Below are 14,988 nucleotides of genomic sequence, written 5' to 3'. Positions count from 1 at the left end.
AGGTAGCCAGCATGGAAGGCGGTGATGCGTCTGGACCCGACATTTCAGTCTCAGTTAATGCAGGAGCGCGATCGCTTGATTAGCCTCTTGCACTGCTTCCGCCAAGCCAAAGTGATGGTGGTCGGCGATCTGACGCTGGATGAATTTCTGACCGGTCGGGTTGAGCGGTTATCGCGCGAAGCACCCGTCGCGATTTTGCGGCATGAGGAAACGCGGCGCATTCCTGGGGGAGGAGCCAACGCAATCTATAACTGTGCCAGCCTCGGCGCTCAAGTACTGGCGGTTGGCCTGGTCGGAGATGATGAGCAGGGTCGTGCCCTGCGATCGATTTTTGAGGCCGTCCAGATCAATACCCAAGGCATTCTGGTCGAAGAAGAACGCCCCACGGTCACGAAGACGCGGATTTCAGGCCATGCTCGTCAATCCGTGACGCAGCAGATTGTGCGGCTCGATCGCAAGTCGGATGAGCCACCATCGCAACACCACCAACAAGCTCTGGCCCACTACATTGCTGAGCAAATTGATCGCGTCGATGCAGTCGTTGGCTCTGACTATGGCGATGGCGTTCTCTCGGATCCTGTGATTCGTGCGATCGCAGCAGCTCCACGTCTGGTCATTGATGCGCAAGTGGATCTCGATCGCTTTCGGGGGGCAACCCTATTTACGCCCAACCTGCCGGAAGCAGAGTTAGCAGTCGGTTATGCGATCGCGAATGCGGCGGATCTCCAACGGGCTGGGCAAGATCTACTCCAGAAAACCGGCGCAAAAGCCGTCTTGATCACCCGCGGCGAAGAGGGCATGAGCTTGTTTGAAGCGGACGGCGAACAGCACCACATTCCAGCTTTTAACCGCACCGACGTGTTTGATGTGACTGGCGCGGGCGATACAGTCGTTGCTGCCCTAACGCTGGCTTTGGTATCCGGTGCGAATTTCTGGGAGGCAGCAGTGCTTGGCAATTTGGCCGCCAGCCTTGTGGTGCGGGTGTTTGGCACTGCAACGACCACTGTGGAAGCAATGGAGGCCGCTCTCTTGCAACTTACCGAGCCCGGAGTGGGATGACTAGAATGAAGGTTTGCATGTAAGTAAGTTGTTATGCCGCTGCCGATTGTCGCCATTCTTGGCCGACCGAATGTTGGGAAATCTACGTTAGTCAATCGTTTGGCCGGCAGCCGCGAAGCGATCGTCCACGATGAACCTGGTGTCACCCGCGATCGCACATACCAAGAAGCGTTTTGGTGCGATCGCGATTTTACGGTGGTTGATACCGGCGGTCTTGTCTTTGATGATGACACCGAATTTTTGCCCCTGATCCGCGAACAAGCTGAGTTAGCACTAGCAGAAGCGGCTCTCGCCGTTTTAGTCGTCGATGGCCAGGCCGGTTTAACAGCGGCGGATAACGAAATTGCTGACTGGCTGCGCCATCAAAATCGCCCGATCGTGGTGGCAGTGAACAAATGCGAATCGCCGGATAAAGGCGCGGCCCAAGCGGCGGAATTTTGGAGCTTAGGCTTTGGTGAGCCGCTACCAATTTCCAGCATCCACGGCAGCGGCACGGGCGAACTGCTCGATCGCGTTTTGGAACTATTGCCCCCGGCGGATGAAGCAGCTGGGGACGAAACCGAAATCGGAGTCGCGATCGTCGGTCGTCCCAATGTCGGTAAATCCAGTCTGCTCAACTCCTTTTTGGGCGAACAGCGGGCGATCGTCAGCCCGATCGCGGGCACCACTCGCGATGCGATCGACACGGTGATTGAGCGCAATGATCAGCGCTATCGCCTCGTTGACACGGCAGGGATTCGCCGCAAACGTGGGGTCGATTATGGCCCCGAATTCTTTGGCATCAACCGCTCCTTTAAAGCGATTCGTCGCGCCGATGTCTGCCTGCTGGTGATCGATGTGCTGGACGGCGTCACCGATCAGGATCAAAAACTGGCAGGTCGGATCGAAGAAGATGGCCGTGCTTGCGTGATCGTCGTCAACAAGTGGGATGCCCACGAAAAAGACTCCAGCACCATCTACGAGGTGGAACGGCAACTGCGCGATCGCCTCTACTTCCTCGACTGGGCCCCAATGATTTTCGTCAGTGCGCTGACCGGTCAGCGGGTTGAGAAGATTCTCGATCAAGTCAACACCGTGGTGGAGCAGCACCGTCGCCGCGTCGGCACTTCCGTAATCAATGAAGTCTTGGGTGATGCGATCGCTTGGCGAACACCACCTACCACACGTCAAGGTCGTCAGGGTCGAATTTACTACGGCACCCAAGTCACCACCCAGCCGCCTAGCTTCACCCTGTTTGTCAACGATCCCAAGCTGTTTGGCGAATCCTATCGCCGCTACATTGAGCGCCAGTTCCGGGAAAGCCTCGGCTTCAGCGGCACCCCAATTCGCCTCTTCTGGCGGGGCAAAAAATCGCGGGAACTAGAGCGCGGCGCCAATCGAGCGACTCGCGTTTAAACTGCTGCAATGGATTTACTGCGATCGCTGCCGTTGGGGTTATATCTCGAGCAGCCGGTGACTTGGCTGCATCGCCTCGATCCCCGAGTGAAGTTGGGTTGGCTGATGCTGTTCTTGCTCAGCCCAATTTTGGCGAGTCCTCTCTGGCGGATTGGCTTGGTAGTGGCACTGTTGCTGCTGACTTTCAGCGCTCGTATTCCTCTGCGCGTTTGGCGGCAGCAAATGGGCTGGCTCTTGATACTGGCGGGTCTGCTATTTGCCCTGACAGCCGTGCTGCCTGATGGCCAGCTCCTGACTCAGCAGTCCTATCGACCTGAATCCGGTCTGACGCTACCGCCAGCGAGTGATTACCGCTTCGACCTCTGGAGCTGGGGCAATCTACGGGTCACGCAGCGATCACTCAGCCTTGCAATCCGCACCAGCACCCTGATTTTCACGCTGCTCTACGGCACCACGCTCTACCTACTGACAACGACACCGGAAGAGATCACTGCTGCGATCGAGGATTATCTAGCTCCGCTGCGACGCTGGAGTCTCCCCATCACTGAAATTTCGCTGGCGCTGACCCTCGGGCTTCGCTTCTTGCCATTGGTGCTCGAAGAGATCCAAAGTCTCTATCGATCGGTCACGACTCGCGCAATCGATTGGAAGCAATTGGGGTGGCGGCGCGGATTACAGATCTGGCTTTTGGTCGCTGAGCGGGTTTTGCAAAATCTCTTGCTACGGGCGGAGCAAATTGCGGCCAGCATGCAGGTGCGCGGATTCACAACTCCGAGTCGCCACCGTGTTCCTTGGCACGATCTGCAACTGCAGCGCCGCGATCGCTGGGCCATTACGATCGGAGTGGCAGCTCTCGGGGTGCGCTGTCTCTGGGGGCAAGGCAGCTTCTAGCGCGATCGCCTCTACAATCATCAGCAAAATAATTAGGACTTTTTCCTGACCTGAGCAGCCTCCGAGCCGGGTTAAAACCGGCGAGTTTTACCCACTGCGATCGCGGCTGCAGGAATCAATTTTTCTGAAAACTATCGTCATGGAGGGGCTACCCTGCCTCTCTTTGCCAGAAATTGGGAGATCTCATTGGATCTTCATCATCCTCAGTCAATGGCAATTTTTCTGGCAAGACTCACACCAGCATCCAGCCAGAGCGACTGCGATCGCAACGCAAAAAAACGAGCCCCCAAATGAGGACTCGCTGCATCTTGTAAGGAACGAGGTGGAATTAATCAGATCGGACTTAGTGCACCGACCAAACGCCAGCGGCGATTTTGACCAGAGGTTGCACGTAGGGGGTCGAAGCCAGGTAGAAGGCGAAGAAAGCGCCGCCCAAGCCACCGAGGATGAAACCGCTGGTGAACTCGCTCCAGCCCTCTTTGGTGAACAGTTCTTGGGGCGGATTCGGAGTGGTCACGGTGCTTTCAGCCGCTGAAGGGCCCGATCCGGCATTGCCGTAGAGCGACAGGCACACCGTCAAAATCACCACCAAGCCAACAGTTGCCAACAGGCCAGCAGAACCTGCCGTTTCGGTATTGCGCAGAGGGCCCAAAATGCTGAGCGGCCCGTAGAGCAAGAAGCCATGAGCCATACCGATTTCCAGACCGCGGCGGTTGAGCTAAGGCCGCGACGATAGATCGGCAGCGCGTTGATAAAGGTGCGGGTAAACGGGGAAGAGTTGGTCGGCGTCGCTAGGTCGCCAATCTCAGGCGTGCCACCATTTGCAATCACGTCTTGGGCCATTGCAGAACTCCGAATAGGACAATAGTGCAGTGATAGCCAGAGCCTCTAGGCTTCCGACTCAATGTAAGTGAAGAGCAAGCTCATGAGGACTGCAGGTAAACCCAAACCCACGAGCGGCACAAAAATGGTCGGCAAGAAGGCAGCAGCAAAGTCACCAGACATTGCAATCTCCTGTAGAGAACCAATCAGGCAGAAAGAGCCGCAAGTATTGTAGAAGTGCTGCTGCTACGCGATCGCAGCCACTTGGACTGCCGTTATAAAAGTTCATTGAATCCCCCCGATTGAGGGCTGATCTTGTTGCAAAAATTTATGCCTTGTCTACAGGATCAGGACTGTTTTGCATCTCGTTGAGTCGCTGGAATTGGGCTCAGCAAACCGCCTTGTAGAACCCAGTTTGTGCGATCGCCGGGGCATGCCATAGCACCAGCGGAGACCCCCTAAGCACTACAGTCTTTTGTCCGCAATCGACCAAGTCGCATAATTGGGTCAGATCCTTAGATGTCAGAGAAGAGGCTGCGCTGATGAGTGCGATCGCAGGTGTTGTTGTTGGGCTAGTCGTTGGTGCTGGCGGAGCTACGGCAATTCTCTGGCCTCGGCTCCAGCAAGCTGAACAGAGCAAGCAACGCCTCACGCAAGATCTGCAACGCCAAGATCAGCGACTCACTGATGAACTGAACGATCAAGGCCGGCGTCATCACGCTGCGGTCAGCTCCCTAGAAGCACAAATCAGTAGCCTACAAGCCACGCTCGCCACCGCTCACTCGAATCTTGGCAGCCTTGAAGCCCAAAAGCGGGAGCTGGAAGCTCAGATCAGCAGCCTGCAGACTAGCTTGGCCACAGTGGAGAGCGATCGCCAAGCGGAACTCGCCCGCCATAGCGCCACCGCTCACAGCCTTGAGACGCAGATCAGCCAACAGCGCGAGCAAATTCTTGCCCTGCAGCAATGCACCCACAATCTTGAGCAACGCTTGACACAAGCACTGCAGCCGGAAGTGCCAGTCCAGCACCAGTCGGCTGAGATTGAGCCCCCCGGAACCGCCGCGATTGCGGAGCCCCCTGCCGCCGTTGCACTTCCCCTGGACTTGGGAAGCACCATCTTACCCAGCACGACTGGCGTCGCTCTGGAGGACATCCTCCAACAAGCCCGCGATCGCGATGAACAAACCCGCGCTAATACGGCTCTTGCGCTCGGAACGATCGCCAGCAGCAGTTCGCCTCAACAGACTGCACCCATTCTGCGGGTCCTAACTGAATTGGGGCGGGATCCCAGTGCAGCCGTTCGTCTCGCGGTTGTTGAATCCCTGAGTGACTGGCGATCGCCCAAGGTTCTGCCCCTGCTGCGCCAAGCTCTCCGGGATACCGATCCGGCTGTGGTCAAAGCGGCTAATGCCGGACTCACGCCTTTCCGTGGTGCCCTGCGCAAAGCAAAAGCCACGAAAAAGAAACGTGCGATCGCAACGGTCTGCCCGCTAGAGGCTATGGCAACCACCGCTGGATTTCTCAAGCCAGAGATCCAGCGGCTAGATCATCTTCTCTGCGATCGCTTCCAGCAAAAAGGGTCCTGAATCAGCGATCCAGGACCCTTTCAATTCATTACAGCGAGCGCGCTGACTAATTGCTGCCGGTGAAGACGAGTTCTGGGAAGCGTGCCTGAGCTTGAGCCAACGGCTTGCCTTTCCCTTCTTCTTGCCAGTAGTTGATCACTTCGGTTGCTTGGTTGAGCAGTTCAACCCGTTCTGCTTCCGTGATCCAGCTCTTGCTTTCGAGCTCGGTTTTCAGCTGTTCCCAAGCATCATGGCGCGGCCAAAAATAGTAGGCCGTCAACGGGCTGGTTGCTTTACCAACGACTTGATCAACTGCGATCGCAACGTTTTCGTTCAGCCAAAGAATTTTGATCGTAAACCTGGACAATCCGACCTCCCAGCCATGCTTGGCTGACGTACCTATCACCTTAGAGCTTGCACCGGATCAATCCTGATCAGGGTGCAGCATTGACTCAGAGTTTTCCGAGTCGGGTCCTACTAGAGCCAGTTCAGCAGCAACGGAGTGAACTCAGTTCTGCCTGAAGCGAGGCGACAGCAGGGATTGACAACTACCCGTTGCCCATGGGCCAGGGAATGGATCGCCAGGCAAGGATCGGGAATCCTTGTTGTTCACCGTTGGCAGCGATGGGGTATTGCTGAGCAGACGTGCTGACCGGCAATAAACCCGAGACTGAACTCACAAGGTGACTGGGCATTCCCCAGATCGGCTCACTTTGACACCTAAGAGCCAATGGGCCGTCTTTTATCCTATCAAAAAGAGCGCGGCTGTCCAGGTCAGTGACAAGAGTCCACCACGCGATCGCGCACCATAGAGAAACGGATGGAGAGCAGTACTGTGACACAGCCTTGGGCGATCGCGGTGTTTGATATTGACGGCGTCGTGCGCGATGTCAGCCGTTCCTATCGGCGGGCGTTGGCCGACACGGTCGAGCATTTCACGGATGGAGGGTACCGCCCTACTCCAGCGGATATCGATCGCCTCAAGGGCGAAGGCAGTTGGAACAACGACTGGAAAGCCTCCGAGGAATTGATCTATCGCTACTACGAAAGTCAGGGACGCGATCGCAACACCCTCGCCTTGGACTACGAGACGATCGTCGCCTTTTTTCAAGTGCGCTACCGAGGCAAGCAGCCAGATAGGCCAGCCGCATGGGATGGCTACATCTGCGATGAACCCTTGCTGATGTCTGCTGATTATCTGCAGTCCTTGAGTCGCGCTGGAATTGCTTGGGGCTTTTTCAGTGGAGCAACCCCCGCTTCCGCCCGCTTTGTACTGGAACAACGCCTGGGCATTACACCCACCGTGCTGATTGCCATGGGCGATGCACCGGATAAACCCAACCCGACCGGCTTGATCACAGCCGCCCAGCAGCTCGCAACCAATCCCCACCTGCCTGCCATCTACGCCGGCGACACGGTCGCTGATATTTTGACGGTGCGGCGTGCCCGCTACGAAGCAAGCGATCGCCCTTGGTATGCCGTCGGTGTTTTGCCCCCGCATCTAGAGACTGCCAGCGATCGCGATCGCTATGCCCAACAGCTGACAGAAGCGGGCGCAGACTGCGTTATCGAGGGTGTGGAAGCCCTGACCAGCGATCACATTCAAGCACTGCTAGCCTAAGCCGCCTCGTCCGAGATCTGGCCGTTGTGACGGGCAAACAAAATGTCAAGGGTCCGCAGATAGGTGTGCAGGCCCGCATCTTGAATCGGCAGCAGATGAGCCTCCTGCCCTGACTCGTTGTAGTGGGCATGCCAGTAGCCCGGCGGAGTCACAAACACGGAGTAAGGTCGCCAATCGACCCGCACCGGATTGCGAATTTGCCCACGCTCATCTAGCTGGGTTCCCACCAGGGTGTAGCAACCGGGCTGACAATCCAGAATCAAGTCCAGCGCCACGGATTGATGGCGGTGGGGGGCTTGCACCACATCGGGTGGCAGCAACCCAAACATTGCCCAAATTGTGTGGGTGATCGTTCGCGTCTGGGGAAAGTTTTGGTTGGCCAGCAACACACTGAGGCGATTCGCCTTTCTGGATTGGGGATCGGCTGCGATCGCCGCCAGAGTTGCCTCAAGATCTTGACGGCGGTAGAGGGTGGGTTGGAAGCGGGCGCGATCGGGCTTGACACCGAGGTAGCGCAGGAGCGGCGCATCATGCACCCAGTAAAAGGCACTGTCTGTCTGGGCGTAGTGGGTGGCGATCGCATCGGCGGGCAACGCTAAGCAGCAGCCTTCCGTCCAAGCAATTTCCTGATCGGCAACGCGGGTCACGCCTTGTCCGCGCAACACATAAAAGATCTGGCTGGTGGCGATCGCGGTGGTTTCAATCGCCTGATTCGGCAAGATATGGACGAAGTTCGCCAGCAGGGAGGGCGAGGTTGCTGGCCCTTCGCAACCCAAGGCTTCGCTAAGGTCGAGCGGAATGATTGCCGTCTCTGGAGTTTGGTGCAGCTCTGCACCCCAGTCTTGATAGGGAACCCGCGCAATCAGGCGCTGCCCCAGGGGATTGGCCGCTTCACGGTAGTCGTAGAGCAGGGCCTCGGCGGTCACATCGGTCAAGTTAGAAGCAAACACCATACCAACGCAGGCCAGCAGCGATGGCACGATTGTAACGAGCGCACCACTCAGATCTGTTATCTGAGACACGGGATCGCGATTGCAATCGCTCATTGCTTGGATTCGCTGTCTTAACGTCACCCCTTCGAGCTGCTGTCTGTGAACGAGCCTTCTCCCTCCGATTGGCATCTAGATGCCTACGACTACGAGCTACCACCGGACCGGATTGCCCAGAGTGCCGTGGAGCCTCGGGACCATGCCCGCCTATCGGTCTTTCCCGATCGCGAGCAACTATGGCATCGGCATTTTTACGATCTGCCGCAACTTCTGCGCCCGGGAGACTTGTTGATCGTCAATGACACGCGGGTTATCCCTGCTCGACTCTACGGCCAAAAAATCGAGACCGGCGTGCCCGTTGAAGTGCTGCTAGTCGAGGAACACGGACCCGGCTATTGGCTCACCCTCGTCAAGCCGGGCAAACGTCTCAAACCCGGATCAGCGATCGCCTTTGGGCCGAATCCTGAGGATCCTCTCCTGGTTGCTGACGTGGAAGCGAGCGATCCGGCCACGGGCGGGCGTTGGTTACGTTTTCGGGGCGAAGCCGAAGCATTTTGGTCTCAGCTGGCAACCCTCGGGGAAATGCCACTACCGCCCTATATCCACACCACCGCCAGCGATCCTGAACGCTATCAAACGGTCTACAGTCGCGAACTCGGAGCAGTAGCCGCACCGACTGCAGGCCTCCACTTTACGCCTGAGTTGCTGACAACCTTGGCAGACATGGGGATCGCCACGGCTCCCGTGACCCTGCACGTCGGTATTGGGACCTTTCGCTCAGTCGATGTGGAGGACATTCGTCAGCACGAGATGCATAGCGAGCGGATGATGGTTCCAGCCGCTACGGTTGAGAAAATTCAGGCGACCAAAGCGGCCGGTGGCCGGGTGATCGCAGTTGGTACCACCAGCGTGCGAGCGATTGAAGGAGCCGCTGCTTCGGGTGAACTCAAACCAGGGAGCGATCGCGTCAACTTGTTCATTTATCCGGGCTATCGCTGGCAGATCATCGACGGCTTGATCACGAACTTCCACCTGCCACGTTCGAGCCTGATGATGTTGGTTAGTGCCTTGATCGGGCGTGATCGTCTCTTGTCAGCCTACGCAACGGCGATCGCTGAACAGTATCGCTTCTATTCTTTTGGCGATGCCATGCTGATTCTGCCCGACGCTAAGCTGCCCTGAAGCTGTCAGCTGTCGCATTTAACTGGGGCAAGCTGGATATAGATTGCTTTTATCCGGCTTTCGGGTTCTTCTGCATGACTGATACCTCGCGCCTGCCACTCCCACCGCCTCCCCCTCCCTTTGGTGCAGGTGGACTGTCTGCGATGCCCGTCACCCAGGTCAGCGCTTCCCCGGCAACCCCAGCAGCCGTGCCCCAACGATCGGCCAATCAGCCAACCCTTGCCGAAATTGTGCGGCAGGCCTACGAGCACGATTACTCGGATGTCCACCTTGGCGTGGGGGAAGTGCCGCGTTTTCGCGATCGCGGTGAAATTGTGCAAACAACCTATCCAGTCACCGACACAGCTACCTTTAACGCCTGGCTGCGCGAGGTTTTGACCGAAGCGCAAGTGCGTGAATTTGAGCAGGGATTGGACTTCGACGGCGCAACTCAGTACGACTTTGCGCGGGTACGGATCAACATCTTTGGGTCGCTGCGAGGTCCCTCGATGGTGATGCGGTTAATTCCGCTGCGCATTCTCAGCCTCGATGAGCTGAGCCTACCGCCGGTTTTCCGCGACATCTGCTACTACCCCAAAGGACTGGTACTGGTCACCGGCCCCACAGGGTCAGGCAAGTCGACCACGCTGGCCGCCATGATTGATTTCATCAATCAGGAAATGGCGAAGAATATCATCACCATCGAAGACCCGATTGAATTTGTTCACCAAAGTCAGCGATCGCTCATTAAGCAGCGGGAAGTCGGCGTTCATACCCGTCAATTTGAAGCAGCACTACGGGCCTCTTTGCGTGAGGATCCTGACATTATCTTGGTGGGTGAGCTGCGCGATCGCGAAACGATCAATACCGCTCTCAAAGCTGCACAAACCGGCCACCTCGTGATGGCTACTCTGCACACTAACAGCGCTGTCAAAACAATTGAGCGGGTACTCAATATGTTTGAACCCGCTGAACAACCGCCTGTTCGAGTTGCCTTGGCCGAGTCGCTCGTGTCTGTGATTGCGCAAGGTCTCTGCCGCACGATTCACGGCAAGCGGACTGCCTATCACGAAATTTTGATTAACACTGACGCGATCAAGGACTACATTATTCGCGGCGAACTTGAGGAAGTTGAGCAACTAATTCCTAAATGTACCTTTGACGGCATGTGCACCAGCAATCAGTCCCTATTCCGTCTCTTTAACGAAGGCAAAATTAGTGAGGAGACTGCACTGGCGCAATCTGGCAAGCCCAATGAAATGTCTCAGATGCTGCGAGGTCGGGTTTAGGCTGGCTGGGGCCTAAGCTTCGACCAGCAAACCCAGCGGTTCAAGGGCTTCCCAGCCCAAGCCTCGGCGCAGGACCAAGGGCCAGTCATCGGTCAAGTCGAGAACAGTTGACACTTGGTAATCAGGATCGGCACCGAGAATCCGCATCTCCTGGCGTTCGACCTCGATGGTGATGTCGACGAGGCGATCGACCTCCCCAAACAGTTCAGCGGGGGCGATCGGGCAATGGGGGCCTTGTTCGTAAGCTAAGGGAGCTTTGCGATCGCTGGGCTGTAGATGTGCCGAGGTCGAGATGATTGGGCCTTCCAGCGCCTGCAAGAGGGCTTGGCAGATGGGGTTGTTGGGAATGCGAATACCGGCGGTCCGCCGTTTGGGATTCATGACCACGCGCGGCACCTCGGGCGTCGCGGGCAGCAAAAAGGTGTAGGGCCCTGGCACCAGTTCGCGCATCAAGCGAAAAGCGCGATCGCTAATGCAGCCGTATTGGGCGGCTACGGAGAGAGACGGACAGATAAAGGTCAGCGGCTTGTCATTGTCAATTTCCTTGATCCGGCGCACCCGTTGCACCGCTGCACGGTCTTTGACATCACAACCAATCGCGTAGACTGAATCGGTTGGATACAGAATGACAGCCCCCTGACGCAGGGCTTCAGCGATTGCGGCGATCTGCTGAGGTTGTGGGCTGTCTGGATGAATGCGGTAGTGCTTCGCCATGGTCCCTTCCCTCGTATGACTCAAATCGCTTACTTTGACTGCCCAACTGGCATTGCTGGCAACATGTGTTTGGGTGCCCTTGTGGATGCAGGCGTTCCCCTCAGCTACCTCGAGCAGCAGTTGCAGCGACTGTCGTTGAGCGAACCCTACCAGCTTGTGGCAACGCCAGTGCTACGGCAGGGGATGGCCGCAACCTACGTCGAGGTTCAGATCGAGGCAGCTCCACATGCCCATCGCCATCTTTCTCATATTGTCGCTCTGATTGAAGCTGCTGGTTTGCCCGATCGCGTCCGCGACTGGAGTATTGCGGTTTTTCAACAGTTGGCGATCGCAGAAGCAGCAGTTCATGGCGTCACGCCTGAGCAAGTGCACTTCCACGAAGTGGGTGCCACCGACGCCATTGTTGATATTGTCGGGACCTGCTTGGGGTTGGATTACCTGGGCATTGAAGCCGTCTATTGTTCGGCACTGCCCACGGGGGGTGGCACCGTCAAAGCAGCCCACGGACAGCTTTCTGTGCCTGTTCCGGCCGTGCTGAGGCTCTGGCAGCTACGCCAGGTGCCGGTTTATAGCAATGGCATTGAGCGCGAGTTAGTCACGCCGACAGGGGCCGCGATCGCGGTCACCTTGGCAAAATCCTTTGGGCCACCCCCCTCTCTCCAGCTCCAAAAGACAGGCTGGGGGGCGGGTAGCCACGATCTGCCGATCCCTAACTTGCTCAAGCTTTGGATTGGGACCGCTAGCGATCTGGTCATGACGCCCCAAAGTCCAGAAGGCAGTCTAGAAACGGTTCAAGTGATCGAAACCCAAATTGATGATTGCAGCCCACAGGTGTTGGCTTACGTCAGTGAGCAGTTGCTCGCTCAGGGAGCACTGGAGGTTTTTAGCCAGGCGATCACAATGAAGAAGGGACGGCTTGGGACGCTGCTGACGATCATTTGTCAGCCCGATCAGCAGGCAGCCTGCGAAACCATCCTCTTCCGAGAGACCACCACCATTGGCCTGCGGTTCCGTAGAGAACAGCGTCGGGTCTTGCCGCGTCGCCGCGATCGCGTGCAAACACCGTGGGGAGAGGTGCGGGTGAAGGTCGCTGGTGATCCGCAATCGCCCCTCACCGTTCAGCCTGAGTATGAAGATTGTCGAGCGATCGCCCAAGCACAACAGATCGCACTGCACCACATTCAGACGGTTGCTCAGCAACAATGGCAACAAGAAAACGCCTGACAGAACTGTCAGGCGCAGATTGTCGGAGAGTGAGAAAAGGGTTGATCAAGTTGAGACTAGAGCACTGCCTCACTTCGCACGACTACCGCCTTCTCTGAGTTGCCTTCGGGTCGAGGTTGAATCACACCGTAACCGCCGTGATTACGCTCATAGATCACGTTGATTTCTCCCGTCGCCGCATTGCGGAACATATAGAAGTCGTGATCAACTAGTTGTAGCTGTGCCAAGGCATCTTCGACGGTCATGGCTGGCATAGCGAAGTATTTCGTTCGCACAATGTCCTGAGGAAGTTCGGGCTGCCGGCCGTTGAGCAAATCGGTGACGAGGGCACCATCCGAGAGCTGATCAGCAGTTTCTGCAGTTGAGAGCTGACCTTTGCGATCGCGGAGTTCCTCCTTATATTTCTTCAGTTGGCGAGTAATTTTATCTGAAACTAAATCGATACTGGCGTAAAGATTTTCATTGCACTCTTCCGCTCGAATGACCGTGCCATTCGCATAAATGGTGACCTCAGCCGTTTGACGCGGATTCGATTTAGCATGTTTAGCAACAGATAAATGAACATCAATCTCAGTCAAGAAGCTCTGGTAGTGGCTAACAGCTTTGTCCAGCTTTTGCTGCACATAATCATGAATTGCAGCAGTGACATCGATGTTGGTTCCCTGGACGACTAGCTTCATAAATCGCCTCCCAGACAAGTTTTCTACCCCCACCCTATCACTCTGTAACTGATAGGAAAGAGTGCGTTAAGAACCTTTGTGTCTGTTGACAATTATTGATGCAGGCAAGAGCGATCGCCTCTTCTCAGTATCAAAATCATTGATTAGACTAGGAAAGGCGAACAAAACAATTGCTTGCTCAAACTCCGCCTCAGACCTTCCGCTCGTGTCCGCTCGTGCTGCTTGGCTGGTGCAAGCCGGCTGTTTAGACTACGCCCAAGTTTGGGCTTGGCAACGCCAACTTCAGGACAATCGCCGCAATAACCCCGATCGCCCCGATGTGTTGCTACTGCTCGAGCATCCGGCTGTTTACACCTTGGGGCGGGGTTCGAGCTTAGCCCATCTCAAGTTTGATCCGCAGCATCCCCCAGCGCCGGTCTATCGCATTGAACGCGGGGGTGAAGTCACCCACCATGCGCCAGGGCAGCTGGTTGGATATCCAATCCTGAACTTGCGCCACCATCGCTGCGATCTGCATTGGTATCTACGCCAGCTCGAAGCAGTCCTGATCTTGGTTCTGGCCAACTATGGCCTGACTGGCGAACGGATTGAAGGACTGACTGGCGTGTGGGTTGAGGGGAAAAAGCTAGCCGCGATCGGGATTCAAGTCAGTCGTTGGATCAGCCTGCATGGCTTTGCCCTCAATGTCTGCCCTGATCTAGCTGGCTTTGAAGCGATCGTGCCCTGTGGCATCAGTGATCGCGCTGTCGGCAGTCTGGTTGAGTTTTGTCCAGACGTGCGCCTAGAGGTCGTGCGATCGCAGGTAGCAGGCGCTTTTGCCCAGACCTTTGAACTAGATCTTCAGCCCTGCTCCTTAGAACAACTCCAAGCTGAAGAAAATCTGACTGCGATCGCAGGTGATCCCTAAAAAACACCTATCCAACAAAAACTGTTGACCTGAAAGATTCCAGTATCAGCAGTTCGTTAGCGGCCGAGCAGCCGAGAGTCAGATTTGGGAGTTGCTCTAGCCTGCAATGCGAATCAGTTCAACATCAAAGATCAGCGTGGCATTGGGGGGAATGACGCCACCAGCACCGCGCTCACCGTAGGCCAAAGTCGGCGGAATCGTCAGCTTGCGGCGACCGCCCACTTTCATGGTGGCAATGCCTTCATCCCAGCCTTTGATCACTTGGCCAACACCTAGCTTGAACTGGAAAGGCCGGTTGCGATCGCGAGAGCTGTCGAACTGGGTGCCATCCTCGAGGGTGCCTGTGTAGTGAACCACCACGGTTTGACCCGGTTGGGGCGTAGCTCCGGTGCCGACTTCCAAATCCACATACTGCAGGCCAGAAGCTGTCGTCACAATAGTTTCCGATTGAGTGGTCTGGGAAATGATCGGGGTTGGCGGAACAGCCGCAACCGGAGGAGATGCCTCGACAGCACTGGGTGCAGCGATCGCAGCGGGTGTTGTCGGTCCAAACACCTGAGCCGCGACAAAGACGATCAGGCAGAGCAGCATGGCTGCAAAACTGATCAGAATGTCACGCACGGATTTACCCTCCCACAGTGTTGCTGGCCCGTTTGCCAAGCCACTCTTCA

At 56.5% G+C, this 14,988-nt stretch carries 15 protein-coding genes and 1 pseudogene; 9 read left to right on the top strand and 7 right to left on the bottom strand.

The annotated features are described in order from the left end of the window. Positions 1-24 precede the first annotated feature (24 nt). From SYC_RS09380 to SYC_RS09370, 3 genes are read left to right on the top strand one after another with little or no spacing between them, the layout of a single operon-like run. A complete protein-coding gene (locus SYC_RS09380) occupies positions 25-1,059 on the top strand; it encodes a bifunctional heptose 7-phosphate kinase/heptose 1-phosphate adenyltransferase (protein ID WP_041677015.1) in 1,035 nt (344 codons plus the stop codon). A 33-nt stretch (positions 1,060-1,092) separates the two neighbouring features. After that, complete coding sequence (gene der / locus SYC_RS09375; protein ID WP_011244073.1) at positions 1,093-2,454, top strand: ribosome biogenesis GTPase Der; 1,362 nt, start codon at positions 1,093-1,095, stop codon at positions 2,452-2,454. A gap of 9 nt (positions 2,455-2,463) precedes the next feature. Continuing rightward, positions 2,464-3,345, top strand: coding sequence for a CbiQ family ECF transporter T component (locus SYC_RS09370; RefSeq protein WP_011244072.1), 882 nt, complete (start codon positions 2,464-2,466; stop codon positions 3,343-3,345). A gap of 343 nt (positions 3,346-3,688) precedes the next feature. Here SYC_RS09370 and SYC_RS09365 read toward each other — a convergent pair. After that, positions 3,689-4,188 (bottom strand): annotated as a pseudogene (locus tag SYC_RS09365) (photosystem I reaction center protein subunit XI). 45 nt (positions 4,189-4,233) lie between these two features. After that, positions 4,234-4,350 carry a photosystem I reaction center subunit VIII gene (locus SYC_RS09360; RefSeq protein ID WP_011244070.1) on the bottom strand — a complete coding sequence of 39 codons (117 nt, stop codon included), beginning with the start codon at positions 4,348-4,350 and terminating at the stop codon, positions 4,234-4,236. A 359-nt stretch (positions 4,351-4,709) separates the two neighbouring features. Between SYC_RS09360 and SYC_RS09355 the strand changes: the two genes are divergently transcribed. Further along, entirely contained in the window at positions 4,710-5,753 is a 1,044-nt protein-coding gene (locus tag SYC_RS09355; protein WP_011244069.1) for a HEAT repeat domain-containing protein, read from the top strand. A gap of 46 nt (positions 5,754-5,799) precedes the next feature. On the opposite strand, the gene SYC_RS09350 is transcribed toward SYC_RS09355, so the two are convergent. After that, positions 5,800-6,138 (bottom strand): 30S ribosomal protein PSRP-3, encoded by a 339-nt coding sequence (locus SYC_RS09350; protein WP_011244068.1) that lies wholly within the window; start codon positions 6,136-6,138, stop codon positions 5,800-5,802. Between the two features lie 414 nt (positions 6,139-6,552). Between SYC_RS09350 and SYC_RS09345 the strand changes: the two genes are divergently transcribed. Continuing rightward, complete coding sequence (locus tag SYC_RS09345; RefSeq protein WP_011244067.1) at positions 6,553-7,353, top strand: TIGR01548 family HAD-type hydrolase; 801 nt, start codon at positions 6,553-6,555, stop codon at positions 7,351-7,353. Here the strand turns inward: SYC_RS09345 and SYC_RS09340 are convergent. After that, positions 7,350-8,474, bottom strand: coding sequence for a hypothetical protein (locus SYC_RS09340; RefSeq protein WP_011244066.1), 1,125 nt, complete (start codon positions 8,472-8,474; stop codon positions 7,350-7,352). The two genes, SYC_RS09345 and SYC_RS09340, sit on opposite strands and share 4 nt — an antisense overlap. Between SYC_RS09340 and queA the strand changes: the two genes are divergently transcribed. Both queA and SYC_RS09330 read left to right on the top strand, forming a co-directional pair. Further along, positions 8,445-9,524, top strand: a complete 1,080-nt coding sequence (queA, locus tag SYC_RS09335) for a tRNA preQ1(34) S-adenosylmethionine ribosyltransferase-isomerase QueA (protein WP_011244065.1) — start codon at positions 8,445-8,447, stop codon at positions 9,522-9,524. The genes SYC_RS09340 and queA overlap by 30 nt on opposite strands. Positions 9,525-9,598: 74 nt before the next feature. Further along, positions 9,599-10,792 (top strand): type IV pilus twitching motility protein PilT, encoded by a 1,194-nt coding sequence (locus SYC_RS09330; RefSeq protein WP_011244064.1) that lies wholly within the window; start codon positions 9,599-9,601, stop codon positions 10,790-10,792. A 12-nt stretch (positions 10,793-10,804) separates the two neighbouring features. Here the strand turns inward: SYC_RS09330 and SYC_RS09325 are convergent, their stop codons facing one another. Further along, positions 10,805-11,506 carry an L-threonylcarbamoyladenylate synthase gene (locus tag SYC_RS09325; protein ID WP_011244063.1) on the bottom strand — a complete coding sequence of 234 codons (702 nt, stop codon included), beginning with the start codon at positions 11,504-11,506 and terminating at the stop codon, positions 10,805-10,807. A 15-nt stretch (positions 11,507-11,521) separates the two neighbouring features. On the opposite strand from SYC_RS09325, the gene larC reads away from it, so the two are divergent. Further along, positions 11,522-12,730, top strand: coding sequence for a nickel pincer cofactor biosynthesis protein LarC (larC, locus tag SYC_RS09320; RefSeq protein ID WP_011378420.1), 1,209 nt, complete (start codon positions 11,522-11,524; stop codon positions 12,728-12,730). 56 nt (positions 12,731-12,786) lie between these two features. Here larC and hpf read toward each other — a convergent pair whose 3' ends face one another. After that, positions 12,787-13,410, bottom strand: coding sequence for a ribosome hibernation-promoting factor, HPF/YfiA family (hpf, locus tag SYC_RS09315; RefSeq protein WP_011244061.1), 624 nt, complete (start codon positions 13,408-13,410; stop codon positions 12,787-12,789). A gap of 205 nt (positions 13,411-13,615) precedes the next feature. Between hpf and lipB the strand changes: the two genes are divergently transcribed. Next, positions 13,616-14,317 carry a lipoyl(octanoyl) transferase LipB gene (gene lipB, locus SYC_RS09310; protein WP_011244060.1) on the top strand — a complete coding sequence of 234 codons (702 nt, stop codon included), beginning with the start codon at positions 13,616-13,618 and terminating at the stop codon, positions 14,315-14,317. 96 nt (positions 14,318-14,413) lie between these two features. On the opposite strand, the gene SYC_RS09305 is transcribed toward lipB, so the two are convergent. Then, positions 14,414-14,938: an FKBP-type peptidyl-prolyl cis-trans isomerase gene (locus tag SYC_RS09305; protein WP_011244059.1), complete on the bottom strand. Its 525-nt coding sequence runs from the start codon at positions 14,936-14,938 to the stop codon at positions 14,414-14,416. Positions 14,939-14,988: the final 50 nt, after the last annotated feature.

The sequence above is a fragment of the Synechococcus elongatus PCC 6301 genome, assembly GCF_000010065.1.
In the GTDB taxonomy this organism is placed as follows: Bacteria; Cyanobacteriota; Cyanobacteriia; order Synechococcales; family Synechococcaceae; genus Synechococcus; species Synechococcus elongatus.
This window is presented reverse-complemented; position numbering and strand designations above follow the sequence as displayed.